Below are 20,846 nucleotides of genomic sequence, written 5' to 3'. Positions count from 1 at the left end.
AATTTATCTACCTAAAGCATTCTCCTGTACATTATCCCCAATTAACTGCTTTGAAAACTTAAAATGAAAGTTATGCATGCCTTCTCTAATATAAAAACGATGTGTATCCTTACGAAGTTGATTGCAGTCCACTTCGATTTGTGAACAGCCGTTATCTTTTGCAATCTGAAAGCTTTGAGAAAGCATTTCTTTTCCGATGCCAATGTTTCTATATTTATCAGAAACAGCAAATTCAAGAATTTCAGTTATCTTCTCTGCGTGATGCAGTTGATCTTCAAATCTCAGGTTCAAAGCACCAATTACTATACCATCATGTTCACAGACAAGACAATAATAATGGAAGTCATTAACTTGATTATGATAGATTTTTTTAAACTTATCAAATGGAAGTTTCTTATTTTCCATGTCACTTATTAAATCATAAACGGCTTTACAATCCTCTAAAGTACTTTTTCTATAAACCATAAAATCACCTCTGTTTGATATCTAGTGTAGTATCCTCTACACTTATTGATTTTACTTAATTTATACATATAATCAATATAGCCTATAACTTTTCATATAATTTTCAGCCCTTAATCAATCTTCTTAAAAATTACTGTCTGTTCTTTAAGAGAAATCTTTCCAACTTGATACCCATATTGAGTTAACTCCTTTTTGTAATTCAAAAAAGAATGATCTATCTTAATTCCCAAAATATTATGTATTTCATCAAAAGATAACTTTATTAATGGACTATCATTCTTTTGGACATATTCCCACAAAGCATTATATTTACTCATAACTCTTTCTCCTTATAAAATTTATTCTCCCAGTTCTTTTTTTAAATCTGCTATATAAAGTGATTGTTGTTTTTTTAGATATAAACCTACAAACAAATTCATTATAGGATTATTAACTGATACTTCTTCTGTAAATTCAATCTGTGTACCATTATTATTAACAGAACTAAAAACTCCAATCCAATGACCATAAATATTTTTATTAGTTATATCAAATTCATATCGCTCATAAGGTTTTTTTAAAGTAATTTTAAATTCAGTAGGAAAATTATCTTTTGTATATTCCGTAAAAGAGTTTCCATCTGCTGAAACATCAATTTTACTTAAATCGCTCCGCCACTCATATTTATTATTATTTGTAACTACTTCCCATACTTTTTTAATATTTGCTTTAAATATCGCTGTAATGGTTGATTTCTTCATAATACACATTCTCCTTCATAAATTACCATTTGCATTACTCAACCTCTCTTCCATATACATAAAACATTAAGTAACATTGCAATCATTCCCGATAAATTACTATTTTATCTTTTACTAAATTATAACATAGTTTACAAATATCAAACTTTACTTTATTGCAATAAAAAATAAAGTGTATCCATCTTAAATTCAAAGTTATCAACATATAAATCTTATTATAAAAACCAGTGCAAATCCTCTTTTATTACATTGGACATTGATAACGGACTTTACCAACACTATTTTTCCCATAATCAATAGCTTCTGTGAGACATTTACAGATACATGCCATGCAGTGAGTACATTCCTTGCCCCAGACAGGTTGCCTTTACGGTGATTTTTACATATATAGAAAAATTTTATATTAAATATATATACCACTGCTTGTATTTTTTATTATATTAGTTCTACATATTATACTTACTTAATCCCCCTATAAATTCCTGTATCTCAGAATTTACCTGTTCTGGATTGTCTCCGTTTGAAAAATGTGCTGCATTACTTATTATATGAAGTGGATATCCCTCTTTCTTGGACCATGCTTGACAATACTGACTTACTTTTCCAATCTTGTCGAATTCACCAAGCAAAATCAGTACTGGAAAAGAAAAACTAATATCTTTATTTTCCTTTATAAAGGTACCATAAGCAATATCCATCTGTTCAATGATTTGGCATTTTGTAAATGTTGCAAGCATTTCTATCATCTTATCATAAGAATACTTCGTCTTAGAAACGGATTTTGCCATACTTTTTCGCAATGCATTTGCTGAAAAACATTTTGCCAGTAAAGCAACATGTTTTAACCACCAAATATCTAATCCTGAATAATAACTAATGCCAAAAGGTGTGGTATCAAGTGCTATAAAACCTTCTACTCTTTCAGCATAACGAAATGCGAACTCCTGGCTGGGATAACCACCCATAGACATACCGACCAATATTATCTTATCAACTTTTTCCTGATCCAATATTCTCATCAGATCATGTGCACAATTCTCATATGTAAAATTTGAATATGGGCGTGAAAGACCATGAAGAGGAACATCCCATGTAATTACCGTATATTCTTGTTTAAAGTATTCCACCTGTTTTTCAAACATGGAGTGATCAGCGGTTACACCATGCGTAAAAACGATACATTTTGTGTGCGGATTTTTGTTACGACTAATCCAATAATAAACAGTCCCTCTTCTTGTCTTTAACTCCTTACCATTCACCTTACACAACCTCACTTCCATATAAATAAAACATTACAATCATTTCAGATAAATTTACTATTTATCTTGTAAATCTATAGTTGAATCCAAGGAAAGGATGTCAACAGATTTATTACTCCTTTTATTGAATCAAGAATAAATTTCTTTATATTAATTTCGTCTTTACCAATCTCTATACCTTTTAACTTATTCTTTATTTCAATAAGTGTATTCTTTTTTGTTACATCATTATTAAATTTATTCTCTAAATTATCAATTATCTGTATCAATTCTTCTTTTCTTTCTTCTGTTATTGTTTTACCACTCTCAAGTTCAAAATATATCTTTTCCAATAATTCTTTATCTTCATTTAAATTATTCATATTATAATCCTCCAAAATCTAATAACTTAGTATGAAATTTTCTTATACATAACTCTCGTTGCATTTCAATTCATTACGTGTAATGTTTCCTTGAAATTACCTCATATCTCCTATCTAATATAACTTGAAACTTTTTATAATCCTTCCAGTGAAAATCAAACTCACAAGGAATCTCATTCAGTTCATTAAAAATAAAATCTATGTAATCTTTCAATAATTATCCTATTCTGTTCATCATTAATATTTTTAGGATCTATTTTCTCTGTAGAACAATAAGCCTTCATTGCTCTATCATAATAATTATCGTAACTATCGAAAGCAGCCATTACATCATTCATCCTTTCAAATTTACTATTTATAATACTTAACCTTACATTGGAATTTATTGTTCCCGCTTCAAATAGACCATATCAACAAGCTGTTTACCGTCTTCAAACATCGGATGATCATAGTTGTCCGTGAAAAAGTTTTGTATTCGATGTGATTCTGAAAATCCGCATTTCTGATAAAAACTGAGTGTAGAAGGAACGTCGCCTGTTCCGACAAGCATAGTATTACAATCGGTGTAATGTAAAAACACAAAATCTATCAGCATCTTTCCATAGCCCTTTCGTTGACAATCAGGTATAACCGCAATATTCTTAAGCTCATAAATACCGTCCGACTCTTTAGTAACAACGCATTCAGCTTTTACTCCATTGTCGTTAAGGACAAACATTTCACCACGTTCAAGGTACTTGTCTATCATATTTTCTTGTTCGTCAGCCAATAACAACAAGTCAATATATACTTTCTTATCATTTGAAACTTTCTTTATATTCACAAGTGGCCCCCTCCTATAGATTACTATTTATTATACTCAATCTTAAATTGGAATTTATGGATTAAAACTTTATTTAAGCAGATGAAATTATGGAAAATTATTCAAAATTCAGATGGTAGACATATTTACCCTCTGCCCTTGTGTAAATTTCCTATATGTAACTGCGCCAGATGACATTGCCTGCATAAATGCTTGTTCATCTATTTCATCTGATTTTAATGTATTTAAATTAAACAAATTCAAGATTCTCTGACTATTCACATACATCTGCCTTGCATACTCTTGCTCATCCTGTGCCTGCTGTTGTGTGTTTTTTTGTTGAGGCTTATTTACCTGTTCTTCCATTTTTTCATGACGTTTCTGGCACCATGATTTTTGATTACTCTTAGATGTAAGAAAATTACTACCATTATCCATTGGCACTGAATAGCCATAACATTCTGCTTCCGATGCACCAATAACCTGTATACAGTAACTTCTCTGCGGTAAACCATTCACAGAATACATTTTTCTAAGCATATTCAGCACTGTTTTTTCCCATTCCGGATCACTTTTCATTTTTTTAAATGCTTCTTCCTTAATTATTAAAGAACCTGAAAAACTTGCCTGATAATAAGAGCTAACTGGTATTTTTGACATTTCATTCATAATGTACTGTTTATACTCACCCATTGTCATTTCATCTTTTGATTTATTCAAAATAGCATTATCATAAGTGAGATTACTGTAATTAGGCGGCTGATTAATAATCATATCACCCTCAAATTTTGGAGTATAGACTGGAATGGCTGTATTTCCAATGTCCGATGCTCTTTTTACTTCATTTTCAAAACTTTTAATGTTTGTTGTTACCTTTCGATTCATATTCTTATAACTATACGAATTATCAACTACACTGTTCACTCCTAAACTACTCATATCACTGTCCTCCTTATATTTTGATACATTTTTCATTGTAATAAAGTTCTAAGCCACCATTTATTGAGTTGTTTTATATCTTTTATATTTCTCGTTGGTTTACTATTGTTTAATTATCACTATTTTAAAGTCAATAAGCATATTAAGAATATAGCGAAACAAATTACTATTTATATTACTTAAACTTAATTAAATTGAATTATGATAGATTTTTTTAAATTTGCCATATGGAAGTTTCTTATTTATCCCACATTTATTTCTTGAAAAGATTAATTATTTTTATACTGCCACAAAATTCATCTAGAAATTACTACTTATCTTTTACTAAATTATAACATAGTTTACAAATATCAAACTTTACTTTACTCCAATAAAAAACAAAGTGTATCCATAATGAAAAACACCCCAAAATTCAATTTATGAATAATGAGGTGTTAGAGTAAATTATTCGTTTTTTAATTGTCATGTTAAAAAAGAAGATTTCTCTTCTTTTTATTTTAACTTTCTGATCCAATTATTTTTTTTAATATTGCTTCTTCTTTGTCATTACATGCCTTAAGAACATTATCTCTATATACTGGATCGGTTATAAATTTTTCATCCATCTTAATTCCATTTATGTATCCAACATATATATTTGAAGTTCCTTCCTCTTTAACAAACTTAATTTCATCGTGAGCTCCATTACTGCTTGTCTTTACTTTCTCAGAATATTTTTGTTCTGATTCTGAAGAATTATTTTTTATAAGATTCTTTGTAGGATATTTAATATATGGATTTTCATTTCCTATTGTTAATCCCATTAATATTCCCTCCCTTCTTACTATTCTAATTAGTTTTTAAAACCTGAATATTTATATTTTATCATATTTGTATATTTTTTAAAATAAGTATAAAATGTTATAAATAATAATTAATTTTCCAATAAATATAAAGTAGTTTTATCTTTTAACACCACATTATTCACTTATTAAAGAAAATCACTCACATTTTCAACTTCAATAGTTATATCTAATAATTTTCAAATTTTAAATTAAGCTGCCATCAATCAATACTAAATAAGGCCTCTGCCTGCTTGTATACCTATCAAATTCCTCAAGAGCTTCGACTTCATCTTCTTTACAGCCACCAATAAGTTTTGCTCTAGCAGAATTTAGCAAGGACTTTATAATATCTTGATTATTGTTATTTATCAATTCATTATTCATAACATCAAAATCACTCTGAATATTTAAATCACTAATGAGTAACTTATCAATACTTTTTTATTTATTTTAGTGAAATTTTTATGTGGTAATATTTTCAAATTCGAGGCAACTTACATATACACGATCCATATTTATTTTTCTCCGTAAATTACCATTTTTATTATAGATACTTTGATGGTTTAGACAAAATTTCTTGAAAATCACTAAAGAACTGGCCACCATGTATTCCGTCAACCAATGCATGGTGTGCTTGTATAGAAAGTGCTAACTTAATCTTACCACATTTTTGACCTAATTCATCATAAATATCAATCATTTCCATACAATACAGTACCCCCACAAATTTACTATTTATAATTCTAAACCTTAAATTTCAATTTATTGCTTAGCTTTTATATCCCTTTGCAATAACTTTTTTCAAATCTTCTTTTAAATTATTGCTTTTGTACTCTCCACCATGGAAACATATAATTTTTTCAATATCCAGATTAAGAATTTTCTTTAGTGAATTTATTTCTGCCACTTTGTCTAACACAAATTGTTCATCAGCAATACATAATACACCATCTTCTAAAACTAACATGTCTCCACTTATTAAGGTTTTCATTGATTCAATATAAATAGAGATATGTCCTGGCATATGCCCTGATGTTTCAATAACTTTTACTCCATCACAGATAATTTCATTATCTGCTACTTCTAAAACAGAATCCAAATATTCTACACTTTTTATGGTTTGTATAAATCTATCATCTGCCCCAAATTTCTCTGCCTGTTCTAACCTAAGTGATTTCTTTTTTCCTAAAACATATGGAATTTGCTCTGCAGAACACTTCACCTTTACAGAAGGATATTTTTTTACAAGTTCCTTTACTGCTCCCATATGGTCATGGTCGTGGTGAGTTAAAATAACTTGTTGAAGCTTTCTGATATCTAACCCTTTTTTCTCAAAAGCTTTTTCTATTACTGGCAAAAACATAGGAAATCCTGTGTCAATTAAAATTAAATCATCATTATTTTTAATTACAACCGGATAAATGTAGAATTTTATTTCTCCCGCTTCAAACAATAATTGTAACGTTATTAGTTCAGTCATTTTATTTCCTCCTTTTTAAACAAATTACTATTTAGTAAATTATAACATACTTACAAATATCAAACTTTGCTTTATTGCAACAAAAAATAAAGTGTACCCATCTTAAATTTTCAATAGATACACTTTATATTTAAAATATGACGCAAAAACACCGCATAATTCAAAATTAAATAATGCAGTGTGCAGAAAAATTATTCGCTTTTTCGATTATTTCGTTAAATAAGAATTTAGTATTATTCCAGCAAAAATTTTATTCTAGGATCATCTTTTACAAAATCAAGTTTTTTGTCTTTTTTAATTCTCTTTTTTGCTAAGCTTTCATATTTATCTTTGTTCCAACTATTGGATGACTTCCATTTTTTATTCTTAAAAATTAACTATTGGTTAACTTAGTTTTTTTCTTTTGATTTTAAATATTTTTGTGTCCAAGGGCAGATAAACATACACTTTCCACAAATTCTTTCTTCTACTCCAAGTTTATTACTTCTTTTTCGGCCTTCATCTCCGCACTTAAAAGCATCGAAATAGTTATCTCTATCCATATTTACTTTCCAATTAACTCCTAACACAGCATTACTAGGACAAAAACTTGTACATATTAAACACTTACCGCATTTTGATTCATTTATAGGTGATCCAACATTTAGTTGTGCATCAGTTAATATAGTTGATAATCTTACTGCAGAACCAAATTCTTTTGTAACAAGTAACGCACATTTTCCAATCCAACCAATTCCAGCCCTAGTTGCTACAGTTTTGTGAGGTAAAATCGTTGCTAAAGTTGTTTCATCTGTTTTGATGCTTCTTTTTACTTTTGGTAATGCTCTAAATCCATGCTGTGTTATAATCTTTGCTGCATATTCATCAAGGTCATCTAGCAGATTATTTACTCTTATATATTCACCATAATAATCTTTTGTTGGTCCATTCTCTATTCCTGCAATTATATATGGATTCAATGCCACTGCAATTGAGATTCCGTATTTATAACTCTCCCTTTGACTTTCTGGAATATCTTTTAAGTCTGCGAATCTAACAATTGAGGCACCCTTTTCAATAAGACGTTTCCTAAGTTCTGTACTTAAGCAATCCACTTTTATCCCCCTTTTCATCAATTCCATAATTATACAATTAAAGAATATACTACATTAATGAAACTCTATGTAGAAAATATAAACTTCTTAAATAATTCAATAGTTTAAAAATAGTAATCTGACTTGTTTATCATATAACTTTCTATTTCAGGAATTACGTGAGACCATCCTGCTCCTGCAAATGCTACATTACAATTTCCACCAAAAAGTTTCTCCTTCTTTATACTTTTTGAATCCACAACGCTCTAAAATTTTTTGTGACGCCAAATTTTCTAAATAAGTTTCAGCAATTACACTTGTAACACCATTTTGCTTTAATGCCCACTCACACATTGCATTTACAGCTTCTGTCATATATCCATTATGTTCAAACTCTTTACCTAAGCCATACCCAATCTCAACTTCGCCATTTTCGTTAGGAATATCTTTGAAATCTGCTGAACCTACTACAACCCTATCATCCTTGCGAATTAATAGAAAAAAGCTATGCCATAAATAATTATTAAGATCTTTTTGGATTATTTCATACTGTTTCTTTACTATTTCAAGAAAAAATCCTTCCATTGCTTCTGCCTTATAAAAACAATCTAATTCTTTTTCAAGTTCAGTAATATCTTCAATCCATAGTTCTAATTGATTAAGTGTTAATGGAATAAGCTCCAAGCGCTCAGTTTGTATTATCATTTTGCTACCTCCATTAAGTAAAATTTTTCTGTAAAACATCTCTGCAAATTACTAATTTATCTTTTACTAAATTATAACATAATTTATAAATATCAAACTTTGCTTTAAATTAATAACTTCATTTCCAATTTTATTTATAACTCCTGCATGACAAAAATATTGTTGGTTGATGTTATCTGCCTAAAGCATTTTCCTGTACATTATCACCAATTAACTGCTTTGAAAATTTGAAATGAAAGTTATGCATACCTTCTCTAATATAAAAACGATGTGTATCCTTACGCAGTTGGTTGCAGTCCACTTCGATTTGTGAACAGCCGTTATCTTTTGCAATCTGACAACTTTGAGAAAGCATTTCTTTTCCGATTCCCATGTTTCTATATGTAGTGGCAACTGCAAATTCAAGAATTTCAGCTATCCTTTCTGCGTGATGCAGTTGATCTTCAAATCGCATGTTCAAAGCACCAATTACCATATTATCATGTTCCAAGACAAGGCAATAATAATTGAAGTCATTAATTTGATTATGATAGATTTTTTCAAATTTGTCATATGGAAGTTTCTTATTTTCCATGTCACATATTAGATCATAAACGGCTCTACAATCCTCTAAAGTACTTTTTCTATACACCATAAAATCACCTCTACAAATATTAATAAACTTAAATTTGAATTTTGTCTGTGCTTAAACACTAGTGTAAATTTTAAAATGTGAGCATAAGTCCTTTCTTATCATTCAAAGCAGATTGGAAAATGAAAATCAAATTTTCTAAAACACTTTTTAAATCTTTTTCCTCAATTTCAGTAAAGATTTTTGATTTCTTTATATTGATTTCATCTAATTTATTTTTAACAGTAATTAATTTTTGATAAAGTATAGGTATGTCTTCTGCATAAACTAATCCTAACCCGCATCGCCCAGGGTCTATTTTAAAATTTTCTTTTTGAATTGATTTTCCCAATATACAATACTCTGCTTCTATGAAATCTAACTTTTTTAAAGCTTTTAGCAGCATATCCCATTCATAGGACAGTCCAATATCTTCATATGGAGCATAATAACCTGTCAAAGCGAAATCTGCATACTCTTGTATATCACCTTTTTCTATTTCTTCACCCCAGTTCTCATCCAGTTCCTCACCAGTATAAGGGGATTTCATATTATCTAGATGTTCCTCAATGAACTGTCTAATAGCTGCAATGTCATCATTAGCACCTCTATCAACTATTAAATCATTCAACTGTTTCATATAATTTTTTGTATCAAAAACAAAAGCTTTATGTTCCATACTCATGATTTTTGCCCTTCTTGTACATTTTAACAATATTATCCCATATATATTTTTTGAAAAGATTAATTATTTTTATCCTGCCACAAAATTTACCTAGAAATTACTCCTTATCTTTTACTAAATTATAACATAGTTTACAAATATCAAACTTTACTTTATTACAATAAAAAATAAAGTGTATCCATCTTGAATTCTCAATAGATACGCTTTATCTTTGTTATGCGACATAAAAACACCACACAATTCATTGAATAATGCGGTGTTTCGATAAAATATTTAATTACTTAATGCTCTCACAATTATATCTGCAACTAATTTAAGTTTTGTTTTGTCTACAATTGAAATTTTATCTTCTGGTCCATTTATGTTTAAATTTTTATCATAACTTTGTCCTATACATAATGATGGTATTCTACATTTATCAAATTCAACATAATCACTTATTTCACGATTCATTTTTTTTATGATTATATCTTTGTTTTTAGAATTATTTTTTAATAATTCTGTAGCAAAATTTGATTTACCATCTACTGTAAAAATGTATGGATTATCATGATTTTTCTGTGCTATTGAGTCCATGTTTATATTGGCTTTTATATCTTTTTTATCATTATCTGATAACTGACTTAAGTAATATCTAGAACCAATAGATGCAAATTCTTCACCTCCAAAGAAAATAAATCGTAATTCATAATCATTGAATGATTTGTTTAATAGTCTAGCTACCTCCATAACTACAGCAACCCCAGAAGCATTGTCGTTTGCTCCCATAGAATCTTGTGCACAATCGTAATGAGCACTAACAATAATTGTGCCTTTACTCTGCTTTAAAGCACTTCTCTTAATTGCAATTAAATTCTGACTTTCTTCTATTTTTTCTTGTCCTTGCTCATTATGATATTTATATGGAACCTTTTGAACTTGAGTTTCATATCCATAAGATTGTATTTGATTTTTTAGAACTTCACAAGCTTTTTTCTCACCATCTGAACCAAATTTTCTATTAGTAGTACATATTGAATTAATAGTATCCATCATAATTTTTTCATCAGATAAACTTATCTCTTTATTGTTATTAATTGGTAACTCTTTTTTGTTATAAAAAAATGAATTACATCCTGTACAAAACTGAGAAAGTATTAATAAAAATAATACTAGTAATATATATACTTTTGTATATCTTTTTTTTAATATTTTCTTAATCATTTATTTACCCCCTAATAAATACAAATACGTAATATATTATAATTTTAAATTACATATTGGTAATTATATCATATTTTTCATATTGGTATATTAAGGCAAATCAAAATGAATAGAAATAAAATTATTATTAAACACCAAATTATTTAGTTGTCAAAGATCATTAATATATTTAGATTTATTGATTAATTCGTATAATTTTCAGAAAGAGTATATATCGTAAATTTAAAATAGATACAAATAGTCTTTGAAATGCAACACAAAAACACCACATAATTCAACTTTGAATAATGCAATATTTTTGCAAATTGTTCATTTTTTCAGTTGTTGCGTCAAATAACAAAGTTGCAACTTAACTCTAAGTTCAGGGAACTGTTTAAAGAGTGGGTTTATAGTGATACGTCATCCCTCTCTTCAGGAACAGACTCTAATACTAATTCGCCGTTAAAATCTCCAATTTTCCTTTTTTTAATCCATCTACTTATTTTAGCTAAAAATTAACTATATCTTTGCTAATTCTAAAGCATTTTCAAAGTTGTTAACCAAATCCATAACATCAGTAATGATTCCTATATCAGAGTATTGGGATAAGCCTAGTCCATTAAAATATATCTTAGGTATACTACCAAAACCACCATATAGTTCATTAATAAAATTATAGATCTCTTCATTTGTATATTCCTTCGCTTCTATAAACTTTTGGTTAAAGACATTTTTATGTTTATCCTTCACGTAAGTCATTACCATCATTCTGCATGTTTTTGAAATGCATACATAGCCATTTTCTTCATATGGAGCCACGAAAGGAAATTCTGATCCAAGAAGAACATTTTTTGCACCAAACAGCTTTCTAGCAAAGTCATCAAAAGCACGTTTTTCAATATCTGTAACTTCTGTTACATCATCTGGTATAAGTAAACAAATCTTCTTTCCAGAAACTATCTTCATGAAACTACTGCCAACATTTAAGTTTTTTTCAATAAAGGTCTTTAGATCTTTTATGATATTATCATTATTAAAAATTCCATAATACATAGGTACGTTAGGATATGTTGTTGGATTGTTTAAAGTATATTCTATAATCTTTCTACTTTTGTTGGACTTAATATAAATTTTATTACCCCTAAATAACATATAATACTTTTCCATCATCTTCACTCCAAATCTTTCTATTGTACTTATATTATTTAATAATCTGAGGTAACGTATGCATGATATCACAGTTGCATCGCAGCATAAGAAAGAGATAACACATTTTAAGGTACTGTTCCTCAAGGTGCATCATCTCTATTTACAATTGTGATATTATTTATATCACAATTGTATCATGTTTCCTAATATATTTTCACAATTATATAGAAAGTATATGTATCTTTAACACTGGAGTTGTCCAGGTTTTGTAGACACAAAGTTAAGTAAATTTAATGTTTATAGCGATAACGACATCCTTTAGGAAAAAGTTTCATGTTTCTCATTAGGCGAGATACTCTTTTTCTATTAACATGGTGTCTACTTGACAGGGTGCAGTTCAGAATAATACGGTGTTTTAAATTTTAATCTATTCTGTTTGAAACCCAAATTTAACTGGATCTTCTTCATCAATGACAAGATGATTGAATCCTATAATATATGCACTTCCAGTGATTTCAACAACAATTGCATTATGTTCTCCTACTTTTGTTTCCTCAATGATTTTTCCTTTAAAAGTAGTACCGGTTATACTCTCATTTACAAAAGTCTCACCAACTTTTAATTCTCCTTGTTCATAAATCATTGCTATTTTTGCACAAGTTCCTGTTCCGCATGGGGATCTATCAAACTGACCTGCCCCAAAGATAACAACACTTTGACTATTAGCCTCAGAAGTTTTTGGCGGGCCATAAAATTCAATTGAATCAACAGATTTAATATGTTTTTTCTCAGAATGTTCCACAGGTATCTTTTCATTTATAAGCTTTAGCAGTATCATTGCTTTTTCAATAAGTTTACCAATATTTTTTTTGTTAATCTTTATTCCAACTTCTTCTGCATTTATAACAGCAATAAAATTGCCTGCAAAAACTATATTAAAAGCAATAGTTCCAACATCAGCTAAATCAATCTTTACATTTCTCTTATATATAAATGAAGGAACGTTAACAAAGGATACTTCCTTTGCTTTACCATTCTCTACTTTAACTTTTGCAGTTACGAGACCTGCTGGTGATTCAATTTTAATTTCAGTATAAGGCTCTCTTACATCTACAATGCCTGTTTCCACTGCAACAGTAGCAACACCAATGATACTGTGACCGCACATATTCATATAACCTGTACCATCCATGAATATAACCCCAATATCAGCTTCTGGCATAGTTGGCTCAGTGATAATGCAACCGAACATATCTTTGTGTCCTCTAGGTTCTAACATAGTAGAAGTTCTAATATAATCCATATTTTTAGCAATATAATCTTTTTTTTCAGACATTGTATTGCCTATTATTTTAGGAGTACCGTTCACTATTATTCTTGTTGGCTCTCCTACTGTATGTGTATCTATTGCATTAATACTTTTCATGAATTTCATTTTACAATCCTCCCCATATCTTATAATCATGCATTAATCTAATAAGTGATAAAATAAAAAAAGCATTTCTGTTCTTAATTTAACACATAGTCTTTGTATTGCGACGAAAAAATACTGTAAAATTTAAATTCGAATAATGCAGTGTTTTTATAAATCATTTACTTTTTTTAATTGTTTTGTTAAATAAGAATATTATTATCATATCAATAATACTACTCATTTTGTTTGTAATTTTATCTTATTTATAAAATCACACTTTTTTATTGTAATAGGTGTAACTGGCTCACCATAAAAATCTATTGGTTCTTCTACTACTTTACAGCCAAATTGTTCTAACATTCTCACAGTTATATCCCTTGCTTCAACAAAAACTTTCTCTACATCAAGGTTAAAAATTTCATTTAACGACAATATAAGCATTTTTTTGCCTATTTCTAAGCCTCGTAGGTTTCTATCAACTGCAAATCTTCCCAGATGCCATTGATTATTTTCATTCCAAGCAGCTATCACTCCAACAATATCTTCCCCTACTCTTGCACACCACCAAATTTGACTCAACTCCGCATTTATAGGTATTAATCTTTCAGGAATATTTTGCTCATAAGTAAATACTTCTGTTGCTAGCTTAATTGCATCATCCATAAAATTTGATGAAACTCTTTCTATTTCTATTCGAGAATTATTTTTTATAAGATTATTTTTTAATGCAAGTATACGAAACTCTCTAAGTGATTTTACAATGTTATCATTTGCATCCGCATATCCTAAATCTAAGATTTGATTAATAAATTTATTCGCTTCACAATCTCCATTTATTATCGCTTCCATACCTAGTGATAGGATACTAATGTATTTCACTCTTTTATCAGTATGGGATTTCTCTATTTTTATAAATTCTTTAGCTTCTAAGTTATTAAGAATTCTGCTTAGAGAAGCTTTATCAATTCCCAATTGCATCACCAATTCGCTAAAAGAAACGATTCCATTTTTTTTAAGATAACTTAGTATATGTGCTTGAGATAATGTTAATCCTGAATTTAGACAATCATAATTAAGTAAACCTAATTCTCTTATAATTAGTCGTAATTCTTTCCTAACTATTTCCGCTTTATTCAATTTAACTCCCCCTATTTGTTGATATTATCAACAATTATACCATATCAAGATATACACCGCAATATATGAAAATATACACTTTTATTATTTAGGAAAGATTTATATAAAGACAATAGTTAAAATACTATAGATTTCTATTTTTTAACACTGCGTTATTGCATTTTCAAAGACCATCGTTCGTGTTTCCTTCTTCAGCATTTACGTCGTATAATTTTCAGAAAAAGTATATATCGTAAATTAAAAATAGATACAAATAGTCTTTGTATTACGACGAAAAACACCGTATTATTCATTTTCAAAGAGCATCGTTCGTATCTTCACTTTCAATAGTTACGTTGCCTAATTTTCAGAAAAAATATATATCGTAAATTTAAAATAAATACAAATAGTATTTGTAATGTGACACAAAAACACCATATAATTCAACTTTGAATAATACAGTGTTTTTTGAAATTGTTCGTTTTTTCAGTTGTTGCGTCAAATAAGAAGAGGTCGAAATTGACGAGCCTCATAAGAATGCGAAAACAAGCATCCTCTAAGATTCACACTTATTAAATATAAAAAGGAATACTAGGTGTTCCAAGGGATAATGAATATTTAGGTGTCTCCTCCAAAAAAAATTAAAAGGGATAGTAAATGACATTTGCCATTTACTACCCCTTTGTTTATAGCACCCAAGCACAAGCAATTTTTATATTATTTTTCATCTAACCATGTCTCAAAATTTGACGATAATTCCTGTACCTCATTAAAAAATCTGCTGGTATGGTAACCGTCGCAAACCGCATGATGCACCTGAATGGACATAGGTATAAAAATTTTATTATCCTGATGAAAAAACTTACCCATAGTAAAAATAGGGATTAGATATGTTGCATCGTTGTATATATTTAGGTTGAATCCGGTAAAATTCACCCATGGAATGCTGGACACATTAAATGTATTGCCAGGTTCATCTGGCTTAGGCATGAACTTTAAAACGTCGCCATAACTTTTGATATCATCAAGGTAATTATCGTAAAAACGTGGAAAGCTCTCGTCATACTCTGTCCAAATACTTGAAAAAGTTTCGTCCTCCTTATGAAAGACAGTATAACTTGGGCTCATACTATCCCAATATCCTAACTTGCGGTTTTCATCAAAACAAGTGCGGAACTCCTTGTGACGATTAATCACAGCTGTAATGATATAAATAAGCGTAGGATACAGTTTCAGCCCCTTAAGTTTAATTTCACGCAGTAACCCAGTTATCTCTATATTTGCAGTCATACTGTAAGTGCACCTAACTGCATTTAAATAGTGCTCAAAGTATGGTTTTCTATTCCAATTTTCAATATCTATCAAATTAAATTTCATAAATTAGCCTCCTAAAATTTTATTTATTAATTTTAGAAGGCCAATTTAACTGCCATCATCATCTTGCAACCTCCTGCTATCCAAAGCATCTTTATTTATAAGCAATCCTATCATATCCTATAAAATTATGTAAATTAATAAGTTAATAGCTCTATCCACTCTCTTTTCAGAATGGCATATTGGTAAGTATTTTCATAATACGGAGTTCCATCTGGGTTGTTCACAAAAGATATAAAATCAATAAAGAGTCCTTCTTTTCTCATTCCAAGTCTCTCACAAAGCTTTTGGGATGGAATATTATCGTCTTCAGCATAAGCATATATTCTCCTTGCATCCTTATTGAAGAGAAAGTCCATTAACGCTTTTGCCGCTTCAGTTGCATAACCACTCTTGCCATATTTCAAGTTAAAATTCCATCCCACGCTATATGTATCAGGCTCCTCTTTCATGGCAAAAACATCCCCTATAATTGAATCTGTATCGGACAAGCAAACAGCAAAGTGTTCACCTTCTTTGGCCCTTTGCTCTACTTCTTTTTCTGCTTCCTCAAGTGAATCTAATTTTTCACTCATGAAACAATGTACAGGTGGGTGCTGAAGATATTCATACAATCCCGCAGCATCTTTTTTATCAAAATCACGAATTATCAGTCTATCTGTTTTTAAATACATCTAGTAATTGCCTCCTCTAACTTCTAATTTTCACTTGAATTATATTCTGCATAGACACATCAAAATACAATCAACGAAGTTGTTAAATATAGTATAATGAGCTAGAAAAAAATGGGATAAGATCTTTTCGGATCTTATCCCACTTAAATAATCTTTTGATTACAAGTCCTCTGATAAGTTTAATTTATTATACCATATTCAGGCAAAAAAGCAACGACAAATTGGAGTTTGTTATTCACTTTATAACATCCTGATAAATTATATCCATTATTTCATTTAAACTTAATTCTTTATGCAGGCATACTCTACAGAACTCTGGGTTTTATTGTAGAGTTTCAGCTTCGTCATTTTAATTCTCCAAAATTAAGAAAAATATTGAATTTTAATTAAAAGCCCTCCAAAACTCTCCTCTTACATTTATAATATTCGAAATTTCTCTGTATGGAATCTTAAAAGTTGGAAATCCAGCAGCATACGGAGCTATTTCGTATGGTTCAAAATAAATATATAAAGCATTCTCATCTACATAAAAAGGTTGATCTTTCTTTATTCCTTTATAGCTGCCCGAGAAAACATAGAGGTGCTGCGCTTTCTTTATCTGCTCTCCTATGATATCGCTTAGTACCTGCACATAGTTGCTGCTTACTTTAAACAAATCCTTAAGTTCATAAAACCTCCCGGTAACAAGGTCTATATGTGAATAAATCTTTATTGGCATACCATGAGCTGCACACAAAGGATAACGATACCCATCAAGTTCCAAAACCAATAGCTTCTTTTTGAAGAACTCTATAGAAAAATCCCTGCCATAGCTATAATCAAGTTGTGCGTTAGGATCAACCTGCTTCACCTGTGATAACTGTTTTAACCTTTCATTAACGCTATTTTCTAAAACTAAATTTTTCATTCCTTCTACTTGAGGGTAGTATATAATATAGTTCTTGTTAGGCTTATATTCTTCTTCCCTTACTCTGTACATATAATTTAGTGGGATTATGATATTTTGCCTATAAAAGATCCTTCCGTTCATATCAAAGTAGGTAAACCTGTTATCTACAATAGCTCTAATCAGTTTTCCAATAAAGGCAAGGCTGCCGTTGCCTCTAACAATAGGCAGGCTCCTTACTAGTCTCCCTCTTTTATCTATGAAAAAAGTATTTTTACTATCATAGGCAGAAGCAAGACGATTATTATAGCTGGAAACACCTAAATAAATAAAATTGGTTAAAAAATCACCTTCGGTATCTGCAATGGCATATAGGGAGCCTATACATGGGTTTTCCTTTTCTATAGCTATACCTACAGCTGCTCTATTTTCACCCATAAGAATTATGTCATTGTATTCTGGCTTTATTTTATAATTACCAGCTTTATCTATGAGCCCATATTTACTTACAATGCTGTCAGATCTGGTGTTCACTATGGCTCTTTCTTGGCTAAAAGGCTGTGCCATGTTAAACTGTGGTTTTATTATTACTCTTCCTTTTTCGTCGATATAGCCAAATTTGCCGTCCATTTTTTCTTGAAAAACTAAAAGTCCCTCGCCCAAGCTGCCCACAAGGTAATATTTATAACTATTGAAGACTTCTCCATTTGGTCCTATTAGTGCGTAATCCTCATCCTTAATTTTAACTACTGCCTTTCCTTCCACAAAATCGCTGGCGGATTCATATTTGAGGGGTATTACCTCTTTTCCATCTCTATCTATATACCCATAAAAATATTTACCTTTCTCATCAAAAGCTGAGGCTATTGCCCTTCCGTTTTTAAAATTCCCTACGTAATCATATTTTTTTGTATTTAATATACTTCCGTTTTCATCAATTAATTTATATTCTCCATTATAAGAGGCTACTGCGCGACCTTCGGAAAATTGATTAATGTAATTGTACTTAGGCAACACAACAAAGTTCCCCGTGGTATTTATAATTCCAAAAGAATTATTAACACTTACTACAGCGAGTCCATTATCCTGAAAATCTTCGGCATAATCAAAATTGGGGCTGATTGCAAAATTCCCTCTATTGTTTATAAATCCCCACTTATTTCCTGCTAAAGTTTTTATCTTTACTGGATATAGGTTTATAGCTCTCATACAATACGAACAAATGAATCTAGGACGAAATCTTTGATTATAAATAGAAACCACCCCAATTTATATATTACTTTATCATAATATGTTTAAGTTTAATATTTGGTGAAGTAAAAAGCATTAAAACTTAGCTGCCTGAAAACATCTATTTATTTCTCTAGTGTACCTCGCTTATTCCAGGAGTCTTAAAATAACTTTTAAGATTCTGCAGGAATTGATCATATAGTTCTTTTTGTGATGAAGGATACGCAAATACAGGGGATTGAGTTTATGAAGAGATATTAAGATCACTTATTGATAACAGATGTTTTTTTAAAATATCCATTTTTTTTATCATGAGCTCTTTTAATTTAATTGGCTGTATGAATAATATATTCTGACCATAACCAATTAAATAAGTCGCAATAAATTCTTCTTCTCCCTTATTATAGAAACCTCGAATAAAATTTCTTTCCTCATCTATATAAAGCTTCATTGAAGGATAGTGTTCTTTATAAAATAAGTCCACTCCCTGTTTTGATATTTCAATTTCAAAATCAGTTGCATCAGGAGCTTTATATAGCATATCAGCAGTCTTTACAAATTCCATAAACGGTTTTGCTTCATACTTTGTGCTTTCCTTAACATCTAACACTTTATCACATCGAAATACTTGTGTACTATCCGTCTCAAAATTATACCCAGTAGCATACCATTGACCATATACCGATGAAATATCAAAAATTTGTACGATGTATCTATTCTCAATACCTTTTTTACTATATTTAATTTCGCAAACTCTTTCTTCCATAGCAAATTGTAAAATATCTTTTAAAAAATAGCTATAATTGTTATGTTGAATAGCACCTAAACTAAATATTTTTTCTATTCTATGTAGCATTTTCACCTTTTCAGTTGATAAACAATTTTCAAATTTATTCTTCAATTTCTCTATACTTAAATGAAAAGGAGTTGTTTCATATGCTCCTAAAGTCAGCATTGAAAAATACATAGCAAATACTTCATCAACAGTAAATACTATAGGTGAAAGCAATCGATTTTGAAGAATGCCATAATATCCATTTCTACCTGATTGGGAGTATATTGGCATGCCTATTGATTCCAATGCCTGTATATCCCTTATAGCTGTACTCTTTGATATTGAATACTTATCCATTAAATCCTTTAAGTTAAATAAATTTTTATCATTTAAAAATAGCATCATATCATTTAATCTTTCTGATTTATTCATAACCATTTCCTTTACTAATAAAATTTAATTGAAAATTAAAAGGTATCAGCATTTGACACCTTTTCAAAGTATACTATGATTATAAAAGAAAGAAAAGGGGAAATATTAATGATAACTAAAAATGATTTTATACGAATAATGGATACACAGAATGAAATTGCATTGGCAACAAGTCCAGATAACTGTCCCAATGTCAGAATAGTGAATTTTTATTTTGACAGCAATACAAACATTTTGTTCTTTACTACTTTTGGAGATAATAATAAGGTAAAAGAGTTTGAAAATAACCCTAATATTGCTTTTACTACAATTCCTCATCATGGTAATGAACATGTTAAAGCAAAAGGAATTGTTAAAAAAAGCTCTCGCACAATTTTTGATGTTGCTGATGAGTTTATAAGAAAAATTCCTGAATATAAGTATACCGTGGAACAAGTGGGACAATACTTAGTACTTTTTGAAATTGAATTTCATACTGCTGTAGTAACATTAGATTTTGAAAATATTGATACTATTATACTAAATAAATAAAATAAAGTGTACCCATCCTAAATTTACAATAAATACACTTTATCTTTGCATTACAATTATTTACTACAAAAGCTATACGAATAACGGTATTTCATCAATTGAGTGAAGTTTTGAGTTTCTTGACATTTCATCAATTAAA

At 29.5% G+C, this 20,846-nt stretch carries 25 protein-coding genes and 1 pseudogene; 1 reads left to right on the top strand and 25 read right to left on the bottom strand.

The window, feature by feature from the left end; translation table 11 throughout:
* Window positions 1-3: 3 nt before the first annotated feature.
* The 25 genes and pseudogenes from EG57_RS0221040 to EG57_RS0220935 form a co-directional block, all read right to left on the bottom strand.
* The gene (locus EG57_RS0221040; RefSeq protein ID WP_032079049.1) at window positions 4-465 is read right to left on the bottom strand and encodes a GNAT family N-acetyltransferase; all 462 of its coding nucleotides are present in this window, start codon (window positions 463-465) and stop codon (window positions 4-6) included.
* Window positions 466-575: 110 nt separating this feature from the next.
* Window positions 576-782, bottom strand: coding sequence for a hypothetical protein (locus tag EG57_RS0221035; RefSeq protein ID WP_029163174.1), 207 nt, complete (start codon window positions 780-782; stop codon window positions 576-578).
* A 21-nt stretch (window positions 783-803) separates the two neighbouring features.
* Window positions 804-1,205 carry a hypothetical protein gene (locus tag EG57_RS0221030; protein ID WP_032079048.1) on the bottom strand — a complete coding sequence of 134 codons (402 nt, stop codon included), beginning with the start codon at window positions 1,203-1,205 and terminating at the stop codon, window positions 804-806.
* A 244-nt stretch (window positions 1,206-1,449) separates the two neighbouring features.
* Window positions 1,450-1,566 (bottom strand): annotated as a pseudogene (locus EG57_RS27135) (EFR1 family ferrodoxin); the annotation flags it as partial.
* 85 nt (window positions 1,567-1,651) lie between these two features.
* Complete coding sequence (locus EG57_RS0221025) at window positions 1,652-2,479, bottom strand: alpha/beta fold hydrolase (protein WP_341350125.1); 828 nt, start codon at window positions 2,477-2,479, stop codon at window positions 1,652-1,654.
* A gap of 59 nt (window positions 2,480-2,538) precedes the next feature.
* Window positions 2,539-2,826 carry a hypothetical protein gene (locus EG57_RS0221020; protein ID WP_032079046.1) on the bottom strand — a complete coding sequence of 96 codons (288 nt, stop codon included), beginning with the start codon at window positions 2,824-2,826 and terminating at the stop codon, window positions 2,539-2,541.
* A gap of 185 nt (window positions 2,827-3,011) precedes the next feature.
* On the bottom strand, window positions 3,012-3,152 hold the full coding sequence (locus EG57_RS26850) for a hypothetical protein (protein ID WP_169748486.1): 141 nt from the start codon (window positions 3,150-3,152) through the stop codon (window positions 3,012-3,014).
* Window positions 3,153-3,208: 56 nt separating this feature from the next.
* Window positions 3,209-3,649 (bottom strand): GNAT family N-acetyltransferase, encoded by a 441-nt coding sequence (locus tag EG57_RS0221015; RefSeq protein ID WP_032079045.1) that lies wholly within the window; start codon window positions 3,647-3,649, stop codon window positions 3,209-3,211.
* Between the two features lie 108 nt (window positions 3,650-3,757).
* Window positions 3,758-4,567: a hypothetical protein gene (locus tag EG57_RS0221010; protein ID WP_052038031.1), complete on the bottom strand. Its 810-nt coding sequence runs from the start codon at window positions 4,565-4,567 to the stop codon at window positions 3,758-3,760.
* 497 nt (window positions 4,568-5,064) lie between these two features.
* Complete coding sequence (locus EG57_RS0221005) at window positions 5,065-5,370, bottom strand: hypothetical protein (RefSeq protein WP_032079044.1); 306 nt, start codon at window positions 5,368-5,370, stop codon at window positions 5,065-5,067.
* Window positions 5,371-5,595: 225 nt separating this feature from the next.
* On the bottom strand, window positions 5,596-5,775 hold the full coding sequence (locus EG57_RS0221000) for a hypothetical protein (protein WP_032079043.1): 180 nt from the start codon (window positions 5,773-5,775) through the stop codon (window positions 5,596-5,598).
* Window positions 5,776-5,935: 160 nt separating this feature from the next.
* Window positions 5,936-6,097, bottom strand: coding sequence for a hypothetical protein (locus tag EG57_RS26575; protein ID WP_161782727.1), 162 nt, complete (start codon window positions 6,095-6,097; stop codon window positions 5,936-5,938).
* A 63-nt stretch (window positions 6,098-6,160) separates the two neighbouring features.
* Window positions 6,161-6,871, bottom strand: coding sequence for an MBL fold metallo-hydrolase (locus EG57_RS0220995; RefSeq protein WP_032079042.1), 711 nt, complete (start codon window positions 6,869-6,871; stop codon window positions 6,161-6,163).
* A gap of 389 nt (window positions 6,872-7,260) precedes the next feature.
* Entirely contained in the window at window positions 7,261-7,965 is a 705-nt protein-coding gene (locus EG57_RS0220990; protein ID WP_032079041.1) for a 4Fe-4S binding protein, read from the bottom strand.
* A gap of 189 nt (window positions 7,966-8,154) precedes the next feature.
* Window positions 8,155-8,649, bottom strand: a complete 495-nt coding sequence (locus EG57_RS0220985; protein ID WP_032079040.1) for a GNAT family N-acetyltransferase — start codon at window positions 8,647-8,649, stop codon at window positions 8,155-8,157.
* A 172-nt stretch (window positions 8,650-8,821) separates the two neighbouring features.
* Window positions 8,822-9,283 (bottom strand): GNAT family N-acetyltransferase, encoded by a 462-nt coding sequence (locus tag EG57_RS0220980; RefSeq protein ID WP_032079039.1) that lies wholly within the window; start codon window positions 9,281-9,283, stop codon window positions 8,822-8,824.
* A gap of 70 nt (window positions 9,284-9,353) precedes the next feature.
* Complete coding sequence (locus tag EG57_RS0220975) at window positions 9,354-9,944, bottom strand: hypothetical protein (protein ID WP_032079038.1); 591 nt, start codon at window positions 9,942-9,944, stop codon at window positions 9,354-9,356.
* A gap of 273 nt (window positions 9,945-10,217) precedes the next feature.
* Window positions 10,218-11,147, bottom strand: coding sequence for a DUF4910 domain-containing protein (locus EG57_RS0220970; RefSeq protein ID WP_032079037.1), 930 nt, complete (start codon window positions 11,145-11,147; stop codon window positions 10,218-10,220).
* 498 nt (window positions 11,148-11,645) lie between these two features.
* Window positions 11,646-12,293: a hypothetical protein gene (locus tag EG57_RS0220965; protein ID WP_032079036.1), complete on the bottom strand. Its 648-nt coding sequence runs from the start codon at window positions 12,291-12,293 to the stop codon at window positions 11,646-11,648.
* A gap of 409 nt (window positions 12,294-12,702) precedes the next feature.
* Window positions 12,703-13,710: a proline racemase family protein gene (locus EG57_RS0220960; RefSeq protein WP_032079035.1), complete on the bottom strand. Its 1,008-nt coding sequence runs from the start codon at window positions 13,708-13,710 to the stop codon at window positions 12,703-12,705.
* 216 nt (window positions 13,711-13,926) lie between these two features.
* Window positions 13,927-14,826 carry a GNAT family N-acetyltransferase gene (locus EG57_RS0220955; protein ID WP_032079034.1) on the bottom strand — a complete coding sequence of 300 codons (900 nt, stop codon included), beginning with the start codon at window positions 14,824-14,826 and terminating at the stop codon, window positions 13,927-13,929.
* A 696-nt stretch (window positions 14,827-15,522) separates the two neighbouring features.
* Window positions 15,523-16,182 carry a type A chloramphenicol O-acetyltransferase gene (gene catA, locus EG57_RS0220950; RefSeq protein ID WP_032079033.1) on the bottom strand — a complete coding sequence of 220 codons (660 nt, stop codon included), beginning with the start codon at window positions 16,180-16,182 and terminating at the stop codon, window positions 15,523-15,525.
* A gap of 134 nt (window positions 16,183-16,316) precedes the next feature.
* Window positions 16,317-16,853 (bottom strand): GNAT family N-acetyltransferase, encoded by a 537-nt coding sequence (locus EG57_RS0220945; protein ID WP_029163166.1) that lies wholly within the window; start codon window positions 16,851-16,853, stop codon window positions 16,317-16,319.
* 382 nt (window positions 16,854-17,235) lie between these two features.
* Window positions 17,236-18,948 carry a WG repeat-containing protein gene (locus EG57_RS0220940; protein WP_052038029.1) on the bottom strand — a complete coding sequence of 571 codons (1,713 nt, stop codon included), beginning with the start codon at window positions 18,946-18,948 and terminating at the stop codon, window positions 17,236-17,238.
* A gap of 265 nt (window positions 18,949-19,213) precedes the next feature.
* Window positions 19,214-20,176 (bottom strand): helix-turn-helix transcriptional regulator, encoded by a 963-nt coding sequence (locus EG57_RS0220935; RefSeq protein ID WP_032079032.1) that lies wholly within the window; start codon window positions 20,174-20,176, stop codon window positions 19,214-19,216.
* Between the two features lie 108 nt (window positions 20,177-20,284).
* On the opposite strand from EG57_RS0220935, the gene EG57_RS0220930 reads away from it, so the two are divergent.
* Window positions 20,285-20,707: a pyridoxamine 5'-phosphate oxidase family protein gene (locus tag EG57_RS0220930; protein WP_029163164.1), complete on the top strand. Its 423-nt coding sequence runs from the start codon at window positions 20,285-20,287 to the stop codon at window positions 20,705-20,707.
* Window positions 20,708-20,846: the final 139 nt, after the last annotated feature.

Source organism: Clostridium drakei, from assembly GCF_000633595.2.
GTDB classification, from domain to species: Bacteria; Bacillota; Clostridia; order Clostridiales; family Clostridiaceae; genus Clostridium_AM; species Clostridium_AM drakei.
Note: the sequence above shows the minus strand (reverse complement) of the source record. Positions and strands in the feature narration are given on the sequence as shown.